This is a genomic window from Halomonas sp. LBP4, from assembly GCF_003202205.1.
Classification (GTDB): domain Bacteria; phylum Pseudomonadota; class Gammaproteobacteria; order Pseudomonadales; family Halomonadaceae; genus Halomonas; species Halomonas flagellata.
The window spans coordinates 1,487,160-1,502,951 of record NZ_PDOG01000001.1 but is presented as its reverse complement, the minus strand read 5'-3'; the positions used below and the strand labels follow the sequence as shown (position 1 = coordinate 1,502,951).

General features: G+C 67.1%; 12 protein-coding genes. 5 read left to right on the top strand and 7 right to left on the bottom strand.

Translation table 11 applies throughout. The annotated features are described in order from the left end of the window. Positions 1–133: 133 nt before the first annotated feature. The 3 genes from CR157_RS06850 to nhaC all read right to left on the bottom strand — a co-directional run bounded on the left by CR157_RS06850 (position 134) and on the right by nhaC (position 3,063). A complete protein-coding gene (locus CR157_RS06850; RefSeq protein ID WP_110282723.1) occupies positions 134–751 on the bottom strand; it encodes a DNA polymerase ligase N-terminal domain-containing protein in 618 nt (205 codons plus the stop codon). Positions 752–780: 29 nt separating this feature from the next. Then, a complete protein-coding gene (locus CR157_RS06845) occupies positions 781–1,002 on the bottom strand; it encodes a DUF3565 domain-containing protein (protein WP_110282722.1) in 222 nt (73 codons plus the stop codon). A gap of 531 nt (positions 1,003–1,533) precedes the next feature. Beyond that, positions 1,534–3,063: a Na+/H+ antiporter NhaC gene (nhaC, locus tag CR157_RS06840; protein WP_110282721.1), complete on the bottom strand. Its 1,530-nt coding sequence runs from the start codon at positions 3,061–3,063 to the stop codon at positions 1,534–1,536. A gap of 354 nt (positions 3,064–3,417) precedes the next feature. Here nhaC and CR157_RS06835 point away from each other — a divergent pair, with 354 nt between their 5' ends. Further along, positions 3,418–3,912 carry an Lrp/AsnC family transcriptional regulator gene (locus tag CR157_RS06835; protein ID WP_240569416.1) on the top strand — a complete coding sequence of 165 codons (495 nt, stop codon included), beginning with the start codon at positions 3,418–3,420 and terminating at the stop codon, positions 3,910–3,912. A gap of 138 nt (positions 3,913–4,050) precedes the next feature. Here CR157_RS06835 and CR157_RS06830 read toward each other — a convergent pair whose 3' ends face one another. The 3 genes from CR157_RS06830 to CR157_RS06815 form a co-directional block, all read right to left on the bottom strand. Beyond that, the gene (locus CR157_RS06830; protein ID WP_110282720.1) at positions 4,051–4,380 is read right to left on the bottom strand and encodes a hypothetical protein; all 330 of its coding nucleotides are present in this window, start codon (positions 4,378–4,380) and stop codon (positions 4,051–4,053) included. A gap of 252 nt (positions 4,381–4,632) precedes the next feature. Next, positions 4,633–5,910 carry a ribonucleotide-diphosphate reductase subunit beta gene (locus tag CR157_RS06820; protein ID WP_110282718.1) on the bottom strand — a complete coding sequence of 426 codons (1,278 nt, stop codon included), beginning with the start codon at positions 5,908–5,910 and terminating at the stop codon, positions 4,633–4,635. Between the two features lie 81 nt (positions 5,911–5,991). Further along, the gene (locus tag CR157_RS06815) at positions 5,992–8,907 is read right to left on the bottom strand and encodes a ribonucleoside-diphosphate reductase subunit alpha (protein ID WP_110282717.1); all 2,916 of its coding nucleotides are present in this window, start codon (positions 8,905–8,907) and stop codon (positions 5,992–5,994) included. A gap of 354 nt (positions 8,908–9,261) precedes the next feature. On the opposite strand from CR157_RS06815, the gene CR157_RS06810 reads away from it, so the two are divergent. Both CR157_RS06810 and CR157_RS06805 read left to right on the top strand, forming a co-directional pair. After that, on the top strand, positions 9,262–9,975 hold the full coding sequence (locus CR157_RS06810; RefSeq protein WP_110282716.1) for a winged helix-turn-helix domain-containing protein: 714 nt from the start codon (positions 9,262–9,264) through the stop codon (positions 9,973–9,975). Positions 9,976–9,978: 3 nt separating this feature from the next. Continuing rightward, positions 9,979–11,595, top strand: coding sequence for an ATP-binding protein (locus CR157_RS06805; RefSeq protein ID WP_110282715.1), 1,617 nt, complete (start codon positions 9,979–9,981; stop codon positions 11,593–11,595). Here CR157_RS06805 and CR157_RS06800 read toward each other — a convergent pair. Then, positions 11,582–12,496, bottom strand: a complete 915-nt coding sequence (locus CR157_RS06800) for a LysR family transcriptional regulator (protein WP_110282714.1) — start codon at positions 12,494–12,496, stop codon at positions 11,582–11,584. The two genes, CR157_RS06805 and CR157_RS06800, sit on opposite strands and share 14 nt — an antisense overlap. Before the next feature lie 103 nt (positions 12,497–12,599). On the opposite strand from CR157_RS06800, the gene metE reads away from it, so the two are divergent. Beyond that, positions 12,600–14,897 (top strand): 5-methyltetrahydropteroyltriglutamate--homocysteine S-methyltransferase, encoded by a 2,298-nt coding sequence (gene metE, locus CR157_RS06795; RefSeq protein WP_110282713.1) that lies wholly within the window; start codon positions 12,600–12,602, stop codon positions 14,895–14,897. Between the two features lie 101 nt (positions 14,898–14,998). After that, the gene (locus CR157_RS06790; protein WP_110282712.1) at positions 14,999–15,757 is read left to right on the top strand and encodes a COG3650 family protein; all 759 of its coding nucleotides are present in this window, start codon (positions 14,999–15,001) and stop codon (positions 15,755–15,757) included. Positions 15,758–15,792: the final 35 nt, after the last annotated feature.

Here is a 15,792-nt window from a genome sequence, read left to right as displayed (position 1 = left end):
GCCGCGAGCGCTTCGCGATGCGCGTCCAGCGCATGAGCGTGCCCGGGCATAGTAGTCGATCAGGTCCCCCTTCGTCAGGCCAGCCTCGGGGAAGAACAGCTTGTCGCGGTTCGAGGTGTCGATGCGATGGCCGTCAATGTCCATTTCGGCCCTGGCCCTCCTCGACCGCGATCTGCTCCAGGGTGCGCCCCGACTGGACGGACTCGGGCTCGGTGGAGGTCGGATTGCGCCGGGCATCCGCCATCTCGTCGTCGATCTTCACCAGCAGCCAGTCCTTGCCCTGCTCGAGCCGCGTGCGGATCAGCGCATAGCCGCCGCGCAGCTTCTCGCCCTCCAGCCAGACGGTGGCGTGGCCGTCGGCGAGCTGCTCGGCGACCGAGGGCGGATCCTTGCCTTCCTTCAGGTTACGGTAGTGGCCCCGGTCCCAGATCAGCACGGTGCCGGCGCCGTACTCGCCTGCGGGGATCACGCCCTCGAAGTCGGCATAGGCCAGCGGGTGGTCCTCGGTGGGGATGGCCAGGCGCTTGACCCGCGGGTCGGTGGAGGGGCCCTTGGGGACTGCCCAGGACTTCAGCACGCCGTCGACCTCGAGTCGGAAGTCGTAGTGCCGGGTGGAGGCATCGTGCAGCTGGATGACGAAGATCGGCCCGCCGTGCTGCCCGCGTCGGGCTTCGACGACGATGGGCTCCGGGGTACGGCGGGCCTCGCGCTTCTGCCGGTAGCGTTCGAGGGTGTCGCGGGACTTGGCCATGGGGTCGACTCTCGACCGAGATATCGAGACTAGTCTAGCGTCTTCTCGGGGGTGTCGCGGGGCTCGCCCCGATCGCACTTCACGCACGCGAGCCGCATGCCGAGCCGCGAACGGCGCCCCGCCTCGCTGGTGACCCAGGGGCGCTCGACCCAGGGCGGCCGATGGCGCACATGCTGGTGGTGGCCGCAGGCGAGCTCGGCCACCCAGTAGCCCTCCTCGTCGCGGTGGTAGCCGGTGATGGGCTGCCGCATGGCAAAAGATCAGGGGCAGGGGCCGTCGTCGCTCATTTCTCGTGAGCCCTGTAGTGTCCCGGCACCTTCACGCGCTCGCCGCTGGGGAGCTGGCGAACATGGGTGGGGACATAGACCCGCTTGATGACGCTTCTGTCGTTGCTCTCGGTCATGGGTGAACCCTCCGTGTCATCCCGCAGACTAAGCTCACTACGTTAGCGCCACGCGCGGCTGAGGATCAATCCCGCTCAGGATGCCGCTGCCCCTGAGCAAGGCGGGCTATGCAATGTGCGTAATGACAGGGACGGCATCTACCGACGCAGTGGCGGGGACGAGCTGGTGCTGGATCTGAGCGACAGCGGAGAGGGCTGCGCGGGGGCCTTCCGCATAGCCCTGGAGATGAGTCGAGAGCGCAGGGTGGGTAGGAGATGGCAACGAAAAACCCCACCCGTTTCCGGGTGGGGCAGGCGAGACTTCGATTCTCCAGCCAGTCATGAGCAATCCCGCCTCAGCGTGCCAGCGACGGGGCAGCGAGTGCCCCGGGGCGCGCCGTCAGCTCGACGGCCGCGGGATGGCGATAGGCGCTTCGCTGGCCTGGCCGGCGGCCCCGAGGTCGGTAGCAATGGCCTCGCCCTGCTCCTGCCAGAGTTGCCGCTCCTCCTCGCTGGCCCGGGGGGAGAACAGGCCGGTCTGCGCATAGAGCAGGCCGATCACCGGGGACATCCAGCAGGCGAAGGCCAGCGGAATGTACAGCAGGTTCTCGACATTGCCCTCGACGATACCGAGTCCGAGGGCGCTGATCACGAAGGCCCCGCCGGCATTCCACGGAATCAGCGGCGAGATGAGGGTTCCACCCTCTTCGATGGCGCGCGACAGGTTCAGGGTCGAATACCCCATGCCGCGGTAGGTGGGGGCGTACATGCGGCCGGGAAGGGCAATCGAAAGGTACGGGTCGCCGGCGACCAGGTTGGTGGACACCGAGGTCAAAACCGCGGCTGTCTGTACACCTTTAAAGCTGCGCACCTTGGTCATGATCGCGCGGATGATCGCTTCCAGGCAGCCGGTCTTTTCCAGCGCACCGCCGAAGCCGAGCGCGATGAGAATCAGTGAAATGGTCCACATCATCGACTGGATGCCACCGCGATTGAGCAGGCTGTCGATGGCGCCGATACCGGTCTCGATCGAATAACCGCTGTTGGCATAGGTGAGCAGGTCATGCACGCCGACCCCCTGCGCGACCATGGCGGTGACCGCACCGGCCAGGGCGCCGGCGAACAGCGACGGGATGGGGGGCATGCGCTTGACCGCGAGCACGATCACCAGCACCGCCGGCAGCAGCAGCCAGGCCGAGATGGTGAAGTTCGCCTGCAGCGCGGTGGTGATGGCATCGATCCGGTCGAAGGAGGCGGCCTCGTCGTCGATCAGGGTGAAACCCGCCACCAGGTAGATGGCGAAGGCGATCAGCATCGCCGGGATCGTCGTCGGCATCATGTTCTTGATATGGGAGAAGACGTCCGTGCCGGTGACCGCCGGGGCGAGGTTCGTCGTGTCCGACAGCGGCGAGACCTTGTCGCCGAAGAAGGCGCCCGACACCACGGCGCCGGCGGTCCAGTACATCGGGATATCGAAGCCTGCGCCGATGCCCATCAGGGCGAGGCCCACCGTGCCGACCGTGCCCCAGGAGGTGCCCAGCGACACCGAGACGACCGAGCAGAGCAACATGGCCGCCGCCAGGAAGATGGTCGGCGATAGAATCGTCAGCCCGTAATAGATGAGGGTCGGTACGGTGCCGCTGGCGATCCACACGCCGATGATCATGCCGACGCAGATCAACACCGAGACGGAGGGCAGGGACACGTGGATGACGTGAAAGATGCCCTCTTCGATCTGTTTCCACCGGAAGCCGAGCTTGACCCCCACCAGCGCCGTGATCGCCAGGCCGATGGCCAGGGGAATGTGGGGAGTGAAGTCGCCGAAATAGAAGAGTTGTACCGCCAGTACCAGCAACGTCAGGACGACGGGAGTGAGCGCCAGCATCAGGCCTGGCTGTTTATAGTCGAATGGACTTCTTGGACTTGTCATGTCAGTTACCTTCGGTTTGATGTGCGTTGTTCTTGCTTTGCTTTATCAAGCGTTACGCAACTTTCCGATTGTTATCGATCGACTCTCGATCGGTAGAAGCTATAACAGTAATAGCGGTAGGCAGTTGCCGTGCATTCGTATCCCCCTTTGCCGCCAGATGTCGCAAGGCCCGACCGGAAGGCTGCAAGGACACCGTGATCCAGGTGTCGTGGGCGGTCGGATCGCTATATCTGGCTACTTTGTGCCTTCATTCAGCCTTCAAGGCTTATTGTTGGCCATTTTGGCTAGGAATTGGCTCCAAATAACGCTAGATTGGTTTACCTTTGTCCTTGATATAAGATGGTGATAGGCAATATGGCTAAGAAGATGGAGCGCCTGGATCGCATAGATCGCCGCATTCTGCATCAACTTCAGGAACATGGACGCCTCCCCATCGTGGAGTTGGCCAACCGGGTGAACCTCACCAAGACGCCCTGTGCACAGCGTGTACGCCGACTCGAGCAGGCCGGTATCATCCGCGGCTATCGTGCCGACCTGGACCCGGGGCAACTCGGTGCGGGCCATGTGCTGGTGGTGCTGGTGACCATGGAGAAGACGAGCGAGGACGCCCTGGACCGATTCAACGAGGCCGTGCGCCTCATTCCGGAAGTGCAGGGCTGCTATATGGTGGCGGGGAACTTCGATTACCTGCTAAAGGTAAGGACCCACGATATCTCGCACTATCGTGCCGTGCTCGTCCAGCAGATCGGTCGGCTGCCGAATGTTCACCAGACGCACTCCTTCGTGGTGATGGAGCTCGTGAAGGACGAAGTGACGGTGCCCATCGATCACGTCACCTGGCCGGAATAGTTCACGACTACCAGGCGGGCGCCTGGCCTGGGCGGTGACGCGGTCACGAGGAAGGGGGGGCTGTCGATGGTCGCGTACGGGCTCGGCACCCGGGGGGAGGGGCGGCCTCGCCCGGGGCGGGGCCCCGGGCGAGGCGGTTCAGTGATAGCGAGGTCCGGCGCCGGCGCGCAAGGCCCCGCGGGGGAGTCGGGTGAAGCGGACCGGCGGGCTGTACTCCTCGCCCTCGGGGGCTCGCTCCGGCGCCGGCCGGACCCGCCAGCCACGCGAGCTTGCCCACTCCTTGAGTTCCCGGTAGTTGAGCAGCGGGTAGTGCCGCGAGTAGGGGTTGGGTGACGACGAGGGGAAGGCGAAGGCCACATGGGGGTAATGGGCGAAGGCATCTTCGCTGTCATGGGCGGCCAGTGCCCGATCCAGGGCGGACTGCCACGCCTGGGAGTCGCGACGTGCTACGGCTTGGGTTGCATGCATCGGATTGCCCTCCGTTGTTATGCCTGTTTCCGGGCCATGAAAAACGCCCCGCCCGGCGTGGCCGGACAGGGCGTCATCATCGGGGTCGGCGAAGTCGGCCCGAAGCGCTCGGGAGCCGCGGGCCCGCCTGAGGGAGGCCGGTGGACGCGGGCGGCCTCACGGGGTCGCGCGTCGAGGGTCGGGGTCTTCTGGTCCACCATGGCGATGCCTCCGGAAATCACGCCGGGGAGTGACTCCCCGGACGAAACTCGCTCAATCCCAGCTCAGCGCGCCACCCACCTGGTACTCGGTGACGCGGGTCTCGAAGAAGTTCTTCTCCTTGCGCAGGTCGATGATCTCGCTCATCCACGGGAAGGGGTTCTGGGCGCCGGGGAACTGCTCCTTGAGGCCGATCTGGGCCAGGCGGCGGTTGCAGATGAAGTGGAGGTACTCCTCCATGATCGCCGCGTTCATGCCCAGCACGCCGCGCGGCATGGTGTCCCGGGCGTAGGCGATCTCCAGCTCGGTACCCTCGAGGATCATCTGGGTGACCTCGTCCTGGAACGCCGGCGTCCACAGGTGCGGGTTCTCGATCTTGATCTGGTTGATCATGTCGACCCCGAAGTTCAGGTGCATCGACTCGTCGCGCAGGATGTACTGGAACTGCTCGGCCACCCCGGTCATCTTGTTGCGCCGGCCCATGGAGAGGATCTGGCTGAAGCCGCAGTAGAAGAAGATGCCCTCGGTGACGCAGTAGAAGGCGATCAGGTTACGCAGCAGCTCCTGGTCGGTCTCCGGGGTGCCGGTGTTGAAGTCCGGGCGCGCCAGCGACTGGGTGTGCTTGAGGCTCCAGGCGGACTTGGCGGCCACCGAGGGCACCTCGCGGTACATGTTGAAGACCGCGCCCTCGTCCATGCCCAGCGACTCCACGCAGTACTGGTAGGCGTGGGTGTGGATGGCCTCCTCGAAGGCCTGGCGCAGCAGGTACTGGCGGCACTCGGGGTTGGTGATCAGGCGATAGAGCGCCAGCACCAGGTTGTTGGCGACCAGCGAATCGGCGGTGGAGAAGTAGCCCAGGCTGCGCTCGACGATGCGCCGCTCGTCCGCGGTCAGGCCATCCTGGCTCTTCCACAGGGCGATGTCGGCGTTCATGTTCACTTCCTGGGGCATCCAGTGGTTGGCGCTGCCGTCCAGGTATTTCTGCCAGGCCCACTCGTACTTGAAGGGCACCAGCTGGTTGAGGTCGGCGCGGGCATTGATCATCTGCTTGTCGTCGACCTCGATGCGCGCCGCGCCCATCTCCAGCTCCTCGAGGCCGGCGGCCACATCGAGCTCCTCCAGCGACTTGCGTGCCCGGGTCAGGCGGTCCTGATCGACCACGGCGTAGCGAGCGGCACCTTCTCTTACGGTCTCTGCTCTCACGGCCTCTTCGCGCACGGCCTCTTCCCGGGGCGCGGCGGCGGGCTGCGGCTTGGCGGCGGGCGCCGGTGCGGCCTTGGACTGCTCGGTGACCGCGGTCTCGTCCTCGTGGAATTCGTCCCAGTTAAGCATCTCTATCTACCTTTCGATCTCTGGTCGATGAGCCGGAAGAAACGGGTGTTCCTTCCAGCTTCCGGCTTATAGCTTCCTGCTTTATTGGCAGGCCTCGCAGCCCAGTTCGTCGATATCGCCGGCCGAGGGCGGGCGCTGGCCACCCTTGCCCTTGAGAAAATCAGCCTGCAGGAAGTCCTCGATGCCCCGCGGCTCGGGGTTGGCCGGCGCGGCGGGGGTCGGGCTCGGCTCCGCCGCCGGGGCTCCGCCATTGCTCACCGCATTGAGGGTGCCGCGGTCGACGGTGGACTTCTCCACCGAGGTGGCCCCCAGGGCGCGCAGGTAGTAGGTGGTCTTGAGGCCGCGGAACCAGGCCATGCGGTAGGTGACGTCGAGCTTCTTGCCCGAGACGCCCTGGATGTAGAGGTTCAGCGACTGGGCCTGGTCGATCCACTTCTGGCGACGGGCGGCGGCCTCCACCAGCCACTTGGGCTCCACCTCGAAGGCGGTAGCGTACTTGGCCTTGAGATCGTCCGGAACGCGGTCGATGGGCTGCGCCGAGCCGTCGTAGTACTTGAGGTCGTTGATCATCACCTCGTCCCACAGGCCGCGCGCCTTGAGGTCGTTGACCATCTGGGCGTTGACCACGGTGAACTCGCCGGAGAGGTTCGATTTCACGTAGAGGTTCTGATAGGTCGGCTCGATGGACTGGGTCACCCCACAGATATTGGAGATGGTGGCGGTGGGGGCGATGGCCATCACGTTGGAGTTGCGCATGCCCTGCTCGGCGATCTTGTCGCGAATGCGGGCCCAGTCCTGGGTGGCGGAGGTGTCGACCTCGATGTACTTCTCGCCACGCTCGGCCTTGAGCTTCTCGATGGAGTCGATGGGCAGCACGCCCTGGCTCCACAGCGAACCCTCGAAACTCTCGTAGCGGCCACGCTCGGCGGCCAGGTCACTGGAAGCCTCGATGGCGTGGTAGCTGACCAGCTCCATGGAGCGGTCGGCGAAGGTCACGGCCGCCTCGGAGGCGTAGGCGATGTCCTGGGCGTAGAGGGCGTCCTGGAAGCCCATGATGCCCAGGCCCACCGGGCGGTGCTTGAAGTTGGAGTTCCTCGCCTGGGGCACCGCGTAGTAGTTGATGTCGATGACGTTGTCGAGCATGCGCACCGCGGTGCGCACGGTCTTGCGCAGCTTGGCGTCGTCGAGCTGGCCGTCCACCACGTGCTGGGCCAGGTTGACCGAGCCGAGGTTGCACACCGCGATCTCGTCGACGCTGGTGTTGAGGGTGATCTCGGTGCACAGGTTGGAGGAGTGCACCACTCCGGCGTGCTGCTGCGGGCTGCGCAGGTTGCAGGGGTCCTTGAAGGTGATCCAGGGGTGGCCGGTCTCGAACAGCATCGACAGCATCTTGCGCCACAGGTCCTTGGCCTTGACCCGCTTGTAGAGCTTCAGCTGGCCGGTACGGGTCATCTCCTCGTACTCGGCGTAGCGCTGCTCGAAGGCGGCGCCATAGAGGTCGTGGAGGTCCGGGCAGGTGGCCGGCGAGAACAGCGTCCACTCCTTGTCGTCGAAGACCCGCTTCATGAACAGGTCCGGCACCCAGTTGGCGGTGTTCATGTCGTGGGTGCGGCGGCGGTCGTCACCGGTGTTCTTGCGCAGCTCGAGGAACTCCTCGATGTCCAGGTGCCAGGTCTCCAGGTAGGCGCATACCGCCCCCTTGCGCTTGCCGCCCTGGTTGACCGCCACGGCGGTGTCGTTGACCACCTTGAGGAAGGGCACCACGCCCTGGGACTTGCCGTTGGTGCCCTTGATGTAGGAGCCCAGCGCGCGCACCGGGGTCCAGTCGTTGCCCAGGCCGCCGGCCCACTTGGAGAGCAGGGCATTGTCGCGGATCGCGCTGTAGATGCTGTCCAGGTCGTCGGGTACGGTGGTGAGATAACACGAGGAGAGCTGGCTCCTGACGGTGCCCGAGTTGAACAGGGTGGGCGTGGAGGCCATGTAGTCGAAGCTGGAGAGCAGTTCGTAGAACTCGATGGCCCGCGCCTCGCGGTCGTCCTCGTTCAGGGCCAGGCCCATGGCCACGCGCATGAACATCACCTGGGGCAGTTCGTAGCGCACGTCGTCCCGGTGGATGAAGTAGCGGTCGTAGAGGGTCTGCAGGCCCAGGTAGGTGAAGGCGTTGTCGCGGGTATGGTCGAGGGCATCGCCCAGGCGCTCGAGGTCGAACTCGGCGAGCCGCGGGTCGAGCTGCTCGAATTCGATGCCCTTGGCCACGTAGGCGTGGAAGGCCGGCTTGTAGAACTCGGCCATCTCGCCGAAGGTGGCCTCGTCGGCCACGCCCAGGAACGACAGGGCCTCGCGGCGCAGGTTGTCCTGCAGCAGGCGGGCGGTCACGTAGGTGTAGTTGGGCTCCTTCTCGACCAGGGTGCGGGCGGTCATCATCAGCGCCTGGGAGACGCCGTCGATGGTGACGCCGTCGTAGAGGTTCTTCAGCGACTCCTCGACGATGCGGTTGGGATCGACGTTGGCGAGTGCCTCGCAGGCGTCGAACACCAGGGTCTCGACCCGGCCCAGGTCGAGCGGACGGGTGCTGCCGTCGGCCAGGGTCACATTGAGCGTCGGGTGCGGCTTCTCGATGTCGCCGCCGGCGGCGGCGCGGGCGCGGGCATGCTCCTCGCGGTAGAGCACATAGGCGCGGGCGACCTTCTGCTCGCCGGCGCGCATCAGGGCCAGCTCGACCTGGTCCTGGATGTCCTCGATGTGCAGGGTGCCGCCGTCGGGCATGCGGCGCTGGAAGGCCTGGGCGATGGCGTCAGAGGAGTGCTGGACGAAGTCACGCACCCGCGAGGAGGTGGCGGCGTTGTCGCCTTCCACGGCGATGAACGCCTTGCTCATGGCCACGGCGATCTTGCCGGCATCGAAGGGCACCACGTCGCCGGTGCGCTTGATGACGCGCAGGGTACGGGGTGCGGTGACGGAGACGGATGTCTTGTCCGGGGTAGCGGTGGTATCCATGGCGCCGAGGGTCCCTGTCTGATGGTCGAAAAACACGCGAACGAGGCCGCTGTTGACAGCGGGCGAAACGGTTGCTATGGCACAGTATATGGTGTGCGTGCCGTGACGAAGCACAAGATAGTGTGCTTTCATGGCTCCATCAAGTGGATAAGTTGTGGATGGCCTGTGACCATTCGGGGAGAGTTCCGCGACGGCCTGTCAGGCCGCATGGTTGGGCCTTTCCCTCCTGCCTCACCGGGTTTCGGGAGGGCGAAATCGTGGTTTTCGGGTATCCTTTAGCCAGTGGCGGTAGTCGACTCGTCTGCGGGTGGCCTGCCGTACCCGATCACCAGCCCATCAGGACGGATACACAGGATGGATGACAGCTTGGAACCCCAGGAACAGGATCATGTGCTGATCATCGAGGACGATGAGCGGTTGGCCGGACTGACCCGTGACTATCTGGAGGCCAACGGTTTCCGGGTCACGCTGGAGGCCGACGGTGCACGAGGCGTCGAGCAGATACTGGCACTGCAGCCGGATCTGGTGATTCTGGATCTGATGCTGCCCGGCGAGGACGGCCTGTCGATCTGCCGCCGCGTGCGTGCCGACTACCCCGGCCCGATCCTGATGCTCACCGCGCGCACCGACGACATGGACCAGGTGCTGGGCCTGGAGATGGGAGCCGACGACTATGTGCCCAAGCCGGTGCAGCCACGGGTCCTGCTGGCGCGCATGCGTGCCCTGCTGCGGCGTACCGATCCCAGCGAACCGGGTGGCGAGACGCGGCTGGCCTTCGGCAACCTCGAGATCGACAGTGCCACCCGGGAGGCCTGGCTGGAGGGTGAGCGCATCGACCTGACCAGCGCCGAGTTCGATCTGCTGTGGTTGCTGGCCAGCAATGCGGGGCGGGTGCTGACCCGCGAGGAGATCTTCTCCCAGTTGCGTGGCATCAAGTACGACGGTCAGGACCGCTCCATCGACGTGCGCGTCTCGCGTATCCGTCCCAAGATCGGCGATGATCCCAACCAGCCGCACCGCATCAAGACGGTACGCAGCAAGGGTTACCTCTTCGTCAGGGACAGCTGATCCATGCGACGGTCGCTGGCCGACAGCACCTTCCTGCGTGTCTATGTGCTGCTGGCACTGGCGCTGCTGTTGACCTTCGGCCTGGCCCTGCTGGGCCTGGCCATGGTCGATCAGGTGCGTCGCGAGCATCATCGCGAGCAGCTCGCCGACGCGCCCACGCGCCTGCTGGTGGAGAAGCTCTCGGCGCTGCCACAAGACAAGCGCGAGGCGTGGCTGGATCGCCGTGCCGAGCGGCTCGACATGACCCCGACCCTCTATCCCGTCGACTCCCTCATGCTGAACTACTTCGATCGCACCCGGCTCGAGAGTGGCCGGGTGCTGGTCTCCTCCCGGGGCGAGCATGGCTGGCGCCTGCAGCGGCTGCTGCCCGGCGGCGACTGGCTGCTGGAGGTCGACCTGGTGGGCATGAGCGAGCAGCAGCTACGCGGACTCACCGAGCTGTTCGGCGAGTGGCTGACCGAGGTGGAGGGCGAGGAGCGTCAGCGGCGCCTGGAACTGGTCTCCGGCGGGGGCATTCCGGTGACCCTGACCGACCGGGCGCCGGAAGGGCTGGATGCCCGCCAGCTGTCGCGGCTGGCCGAGGGCGAGGTGGTGATCCGCCTGCTGCCGGGGCGCTGGTCGATGACGATGTATCTGGAGTTGCCGGATCCCGACGACGAGGCCCGTTGGCTGGCCATCGGGCCGGTGCAGGCCTTCGAGCCGATGCCGGCGTCCCTGCAGCTGCTGCTGCTGATGATCCTGCTCGGTGTGCTGGCGGTGATCATCTACCTGATCGTGCGTGGCGTGGAGGCGCGCATGGCACGGCTCGAGCTGGCCGCCACACGCATCGCCGGCGGCCGCCTGGACACCCGGGTGAAGGTCGAGAGCGGCGACTTCCTGGGGCGGCTGGGCATGGCCTTCAACGGCATGGCCACCCAGGTGCAGTCGCTGCTGCGCGCCCAGCAGGACATGATCCGCGCCGTCTCCCACGAGCTGCGTACCCCGGTGGCGCGCATCCGCTTCGCCGTGCAGATGGTCGAGGACATGACCGATGACCCGGCGATCCGCCGCCAGCTCGAGGGCATCGACGGTGACATCGAGGAGCTCGACGGCCTGATCGACGAGATCCTCACCTATGCGCGGCTGGGCAACGAGTCGGTCAACAGCATGGAGATGGATACCTCGCTGGTCGACTGCCGGGCCATGGCGGAGCGGGTGATCGAGACCCTCAGCCCGCTGCATGGCCACCTGCGCCTCGAGCTGGCCGGGGGGGACGAGGTGGAGATCAGCGCCGAGCCCCGGTATCTCCAGCGGGCGCTGCAGAACCTGGTCGCCAACGCCTGCCGGCACGCCCGCTCGCACGTGCTGATCCGCCTGCATTCCGAGCCGCACCTGGTGCGTATGGACGTGGAGGACGACGGCCCCGGGGTGCCCGTTTCGGAGCGCCTGGAGGTCTTCAAGCCCTTCGCCCGGCTTGACGATAGCCGCACCCGCAGCTCCGGGGGCTACGGGCTGGGGCTCTCCATCGTGCAGAAGGTGATGACCTGGCATGGCGGCAGCGTCGCGGTCGATGACAGCCCGCAGCTGGGCGGCGCCCGCTTCACCCTGCTGCTCCCGCGTCGGCCCGTCACGCCGGCTTGATGCCCTCGAGCACCGCAAAGGACGTCTCCCGGGCGGTGCGCAGGAAGTCCTCCATCCAGGGTGCCTCGCGGCTCTCCTCGCGAATTGCCGCGAACAGCGTGCTCCATACCCCCTTCTCGCCGAGTGCCACGGCGCTCACGTAGCTGCGCTCCAGGTACTCGGTCAGCGCCCAGTTGGGCAGGGCGCAGACTCCCCTGCCGCTGGCCACCAGCTGCATCATCATGATCGTCAGCTCGGCGGTGCGCACCTCCTTCGGACGCACGCCGGCGGGGTCGAGGAACTGGGTGAAGACGTCCAGCCGCGCATGCTCCACCGGATAGGTGATCAGGGTCTCCTCGGCCAGGTCGTCGGGAAGCACGAAGGGCCTGCCCGCCAGACGATGCTGGCGGGCCACCGCCAGCAGGCCCTCGTAACGGAACAGGGGCTCGTAGAAGACCCCCGGCAGCGGCTGGGGATCGGCGGTGATCACCAGGTCCAGCTGCTCCCGGGCCAGCGCCGGCAGCGGGTCGAAATGGTGGCCGCCGGGGATGTCGATCTCCACCTCCGGCCAGTGGTCGCGGAAGTGGTCGATGGTGGGCATCAGCCACTGGAAGCAGCTGTGGCATTCGATGGCCATGTGCAGTCGCCCCTGCTCATTGCCGGCCAGGCGGGCCAGGTCGCGTTCGGCCATGCGCACCTGGGGCAGCACCTGCTCGGCCAGGGCGAGCAGGCGCTGCCCGGCCCGGGTGAACTCCACCGGGCGGGACTTGCGCACGAACAGCGGAGTGCCCAGGCGCTCCTCGAGGTCCTTGATCTGGTGCGACAGGGCCGACTGGGTCAGATGCACGCGCTCGGCGGCCTCGACCAGGGAGCCGGCATCGCGCAGGGCGACGAGGGTGCGCAGATGGCGAAGTTCGAGCATTCGGGTGAGCCATTTTCATTTTAAAGATTAAGAAGTTTAGTTTGATTCACCAGCCGGAGCCAGCGAGACTCTGTCGCATCATTCATGCACAGAGGATCGCATCATGACCTTGGCTCATATTGGCGGCTATCCGCGCATCGGCGCGAACCGCGAGCTGAAGAAGGCCACCGAGGCCTACTGGAAGGGCGAGATCGACCTCGAGACCCTGGAGGTCACCGGCCGGGAACTGCGCCAGCGCCACTGGGCGGCCCAGCGCGAGGCGGGACTCGACCTGGTGACGGTGGGCGACTTCGCCTTCTACGACCAGGTGCTCGACGTCTCGGTGCTGCTCGGCGCCGTGCCGGGGCGCTTCGCGGCCGACGACGAGGTGGCCCGGGGCGAGGTGACGCTGGACACCGCCTTCCGCATGGGCCGGGGACGTGCGCCGACCGGCACCCCGGCGGCGGCCTGCGAGATGACCAAGTACTTCGATACCAACTACCACTACCTGGTGCCGGAGCTGCACGCCGGCCAGACCTTCCGCCTGGCAAGCCCTCGGCTGTTCGACCAGGTGGCGGAGGCCCGCGCCGCCGGCCACGCGGTCAAGGTCACCCTGCTGGGGCCGCTGACCTGGCTGTGGCTGGGCAAGACCCGGGACGAGGGGCTCGATCGCCTGAGCCTGCTGGAAGCGGTGCTGCCGGTCTACGGCGAGATCCTCGCGCGGCTGGCCGAGCAGGGCGTGGAGTGGGTGCAGCTCGACGAGCCGGCCCTGGTGCAGGACCTGCCGCTGGCCTGGCAGCAGGCCTTCGAGACCGCCTACAACAGGCTGGGAGGGGCGCCGGTCAAGCTGCTGCTGGCTACCTGCTTCGGCGGCCTGGGCGACAATCTCAACCTGGCGGTGAGCCTGCCGGTGGAGGGGCTGCACATCGACGCGGTGCGCGCCCCCGAGCAGCTCGAGGCGGTGCTCGACCGCCTGCCCGCCTACAAGGTGCTGTCGGTGGGCGCTATCGACGGCCGCAACATCTGGCGTGCCGACCTGGCGCTGCTGCACGAGCGCCTCGCTTCGGCCCGCATGCGCCTGGGCAAGCGGCTGTGGCTGGCCCCGTCGTGCTCGCTGCTGCACGTGCCGGTGGACCTCGCCGCCGAGACCGCGCTCGACCCCGAGCTCAGGAGCTGGCTGGCCTTCGCCCGCCAGAAACTCGACGAGGTGGTGACGCTGGCGCGCCTGCTCGATGGCCGCGCCACGGCGCAGGACCGCGAACGCGTCGAGGACGCCACCCTGGCGCTGCAGGCGCGCCGGGATTCCGTGCGCATCCACCGGCCGGCGGTAGCCGAGCGCCTGGCCGGAGTGAGTGCCGCCGATGCCGAGCGGGCCAGTCCCTACCCGGCACGGGCCGCCGCCCAGCGTCGGGGTCTGGGGCTGCCGCTCTTTCCCACCACCACCATCGGCTCCTTCCCCCAGACGGCGGCGATCCGTGCGGCCCGGCGGGCCGTCAAGGCCGGGGAGCTGGAGCCCGGGGCCTACGAGGCACGGATGCGCGAGGAGATCGCCCATGCCGTGGCGCGGCAGGAGGCCCTGGGGCTCGACATGCTGGTACACGGCGAGGCCGAGCGCAACGACATGGTCGAGTACTTCGGCGAGCAGCTCGAGGGCTACGCCTTCACCCGCTACGGCTGGGTACAGAGCTACGGCTCGCGCTGCGTCAAGCCGCCGGTGATCTTCGGCGACGTCAGCCGCCCCGGGCCAATGACAGTGCGCTGGAGCGAGTACGCCCAATCACTCACCGACAAGCCCATGAAGGGCATGCTGACGGGGCCGGTGACCATGCTGCAGTGGTCCTTCGTGCGTGACGACCAACCCCGCGAGACCACCTGCCGCCAGATCGCCCTGGCCCTGCGCGACGAGGTGCGCGACCTCGAGGCCGCCGGCATCCGGGCGATCCAGATCGACGAGCCGGCCCTGCGCGAGGGGCTGCCGCTGCGCAGCGGCGAGTGGCAGGCGTATCTCGACTGGGCGGTGGAGTGCTTCAGGCTCTCGGCGGCGGTGGCGCGGGACGAGACCCAGATCCACACCCACATGTGCTATTCGGAGTTCAACGACATCATCGCCGCCATCGCCGCCCTCGACGCCGACGTCATCACCATCGAGACCTCGCGCTCCGACATGGAGCTGCTCGATGCCTTCCAGGGCTTCGCCTACCCCAACGAGATCGGCCCGGGGGTCTATGACATCCATTCGCCGAACATCCCCGAGGTGGACTGGATGGTGCAGCTGATGGAGAAGGCGGCCGAGCGCATTCCGCCGGAGCGGCTCTGGGTCAACCCGGACTGCGGCCTCAAGACCCGCAGCTGGGCCGAGGTGGCGCCGGCGCTGGCCAACATGGTCGAGGCCGCGCGGGTACTGCGGCGGCGTCATGGCTGAGGCTGGGCGTTGAGCGGGTGGGGGCGGTTGGCGGAGCGCGAGGCCGCGGTGGCTGGTATCCTGGCGTCATCAGGGAATACGACACCACGCAAGGAGCCGCCATGTCTCGTCCTTCCGCCGTTCTCGCCCGGCCCGTCCCGCTGCTGCTTGGCGCTGCCCTGGTGCTGGCCGGTTGCGCCGCCGCCCCGGGTGGCGAGGGGCGCCCCGAGGTCGCCGACCGCTCCGCGGGTGATGGCGGCAAGGTCGTGCAACCCACCGCACCGCTGATGCCCTCGGCCTTCTTCGCCGGCGGCGCCGAGGCGTTCGTCGCCTGGCGCTGTACCCCGGCCCAGGACCTGGTCACGGCGCATCCCGACGACGAGCTACGGCTCTGGTCGGCCCACGGCGCCTGGCGGTTGTCGCCGGCGGTGGTGGCCAGCGGTGCCCGCTACCAGCAGGACGACCTCAGCTTCTGGAACAAGGGCGAGGCGGCCGTGGTGGAGAGCCCCAGCGGCCGCCTCGACTGCTCCCGCGACCTGGCGCGCACGTCCCTGACCCGCCACGATCGTCCCGGCGTCATGTTCCATGCCCGCGGCAACGAGCCGGGCTGGGTGGCCAGCCTGCCCAGCGACGTGGCCGAGATCGACCTGCTGCTCGACTACGGCAGTCGCCAGCTGACCCTGCCGTATCGGGTCACCACCCTGGACAACGGCGAGGGGCGCATGATCCTGGCCAGCGGCCGGGCCGACACCCCCTTCGAGCTGCGCATCGAGGGGCAGGCCTGCTTCGACGACATGAGCGGCGAGCCCTTCCCGGCTCGCGTGACCCTGACCATCGACGGCGAAACCTATCGGGGCTGTGGCCAGGGCATCGCCCCCTAAAGGCCTCAGGCTTTCGACTTTGTCGAATGTGGGCC

Excerpts from the sequence above, each read along its gene's own strand:
- CR157_RS06790 (WP_110282712.1), top strand. The coding sequence starts at position 14,999 with ATGTCTCGTCCTTCCGCCGTTCTCGCCCGGCCCGTCCCGCTGCTGCTT.
- nhaC (WP_110282721.1), bottom strand. The coding sequence starts at position 3,063 with ATGACAAGTCCAAGAAGTCCATTCGACTATAAACAGCCAGGCCTGATG.
- CR157_RS06805 (WP_110282715.1), top strand. The coding sequence starts at position 9,979 with ATGCGACGGTCGCTGGCCGACAGCACCTTCCTGCGTGTCTATGTGCTG.
- CR157_RS06800 (WP_110282714.1), bottom strand. The coding sequence starts at position 12,496 with ATGCTCGAACTTCGCCATCTGCGCACCCTCGTCGCCCTGCGCGATGCC.
- CR157_RS06830 (WP_110282720.1), bottom strand. The coding sequence starts at position 4,380 with ATGCATGCAACCCAAGCCGTAGCACGTCGCGACTCCCAGGCGTGGCAG.
- CR157_RS06845 (WP_110282722.1), bottom strand. The coding sequence starts at position 1,002 with ATGCGGCAGCCCATCACCGGCTACCACCGCGACGAGGAGGGCTACTGG.
- metE (WP_110282713.1), top strand. The coding sequence starts at position 12,600 with ATGACCTTGGCTCATATTGGCGGCTATCCGCGCATCGGCGCGAACCGC.
- CR157_RS06835 (WP_240569416.1), top strand. The coding sequence starts at position 3,418 with ATGGCTAAGAAGATGGAGCGCCTGGATCGCATAGATCGCCGCATTCTG.
- CR157_RS06815 (WP_110282717.1), bottom strand. The coding sequence starts at position 8,907 with ATGGATACCACCGCTACCCCGGACAAGACATCCGTCTCCGTCACCGCA.
- CR157_RS06850 (WP_110282723.1), bottom strand. The coding sequence starts at position 751 with ATGGCCAAGTCCCGCGACACCCTCGAACGCTACCGGCAGAAGCGCGAG.
- CR157_RS06820 (WP_110282718.1), bottom strand. The coding sequence starts at position 5,910 with ATGCTTAACTGGGACGAATTCCACGAGGACGAGACCGCGGTCACCGAG.
- CR157_RS06810 (WP_110282716.1), top strand. The coding sequence starts at position 9,262 with ATGGATGACAGCTTGGAACCCCAGGAACAGGATCATGTGCTGATCATC.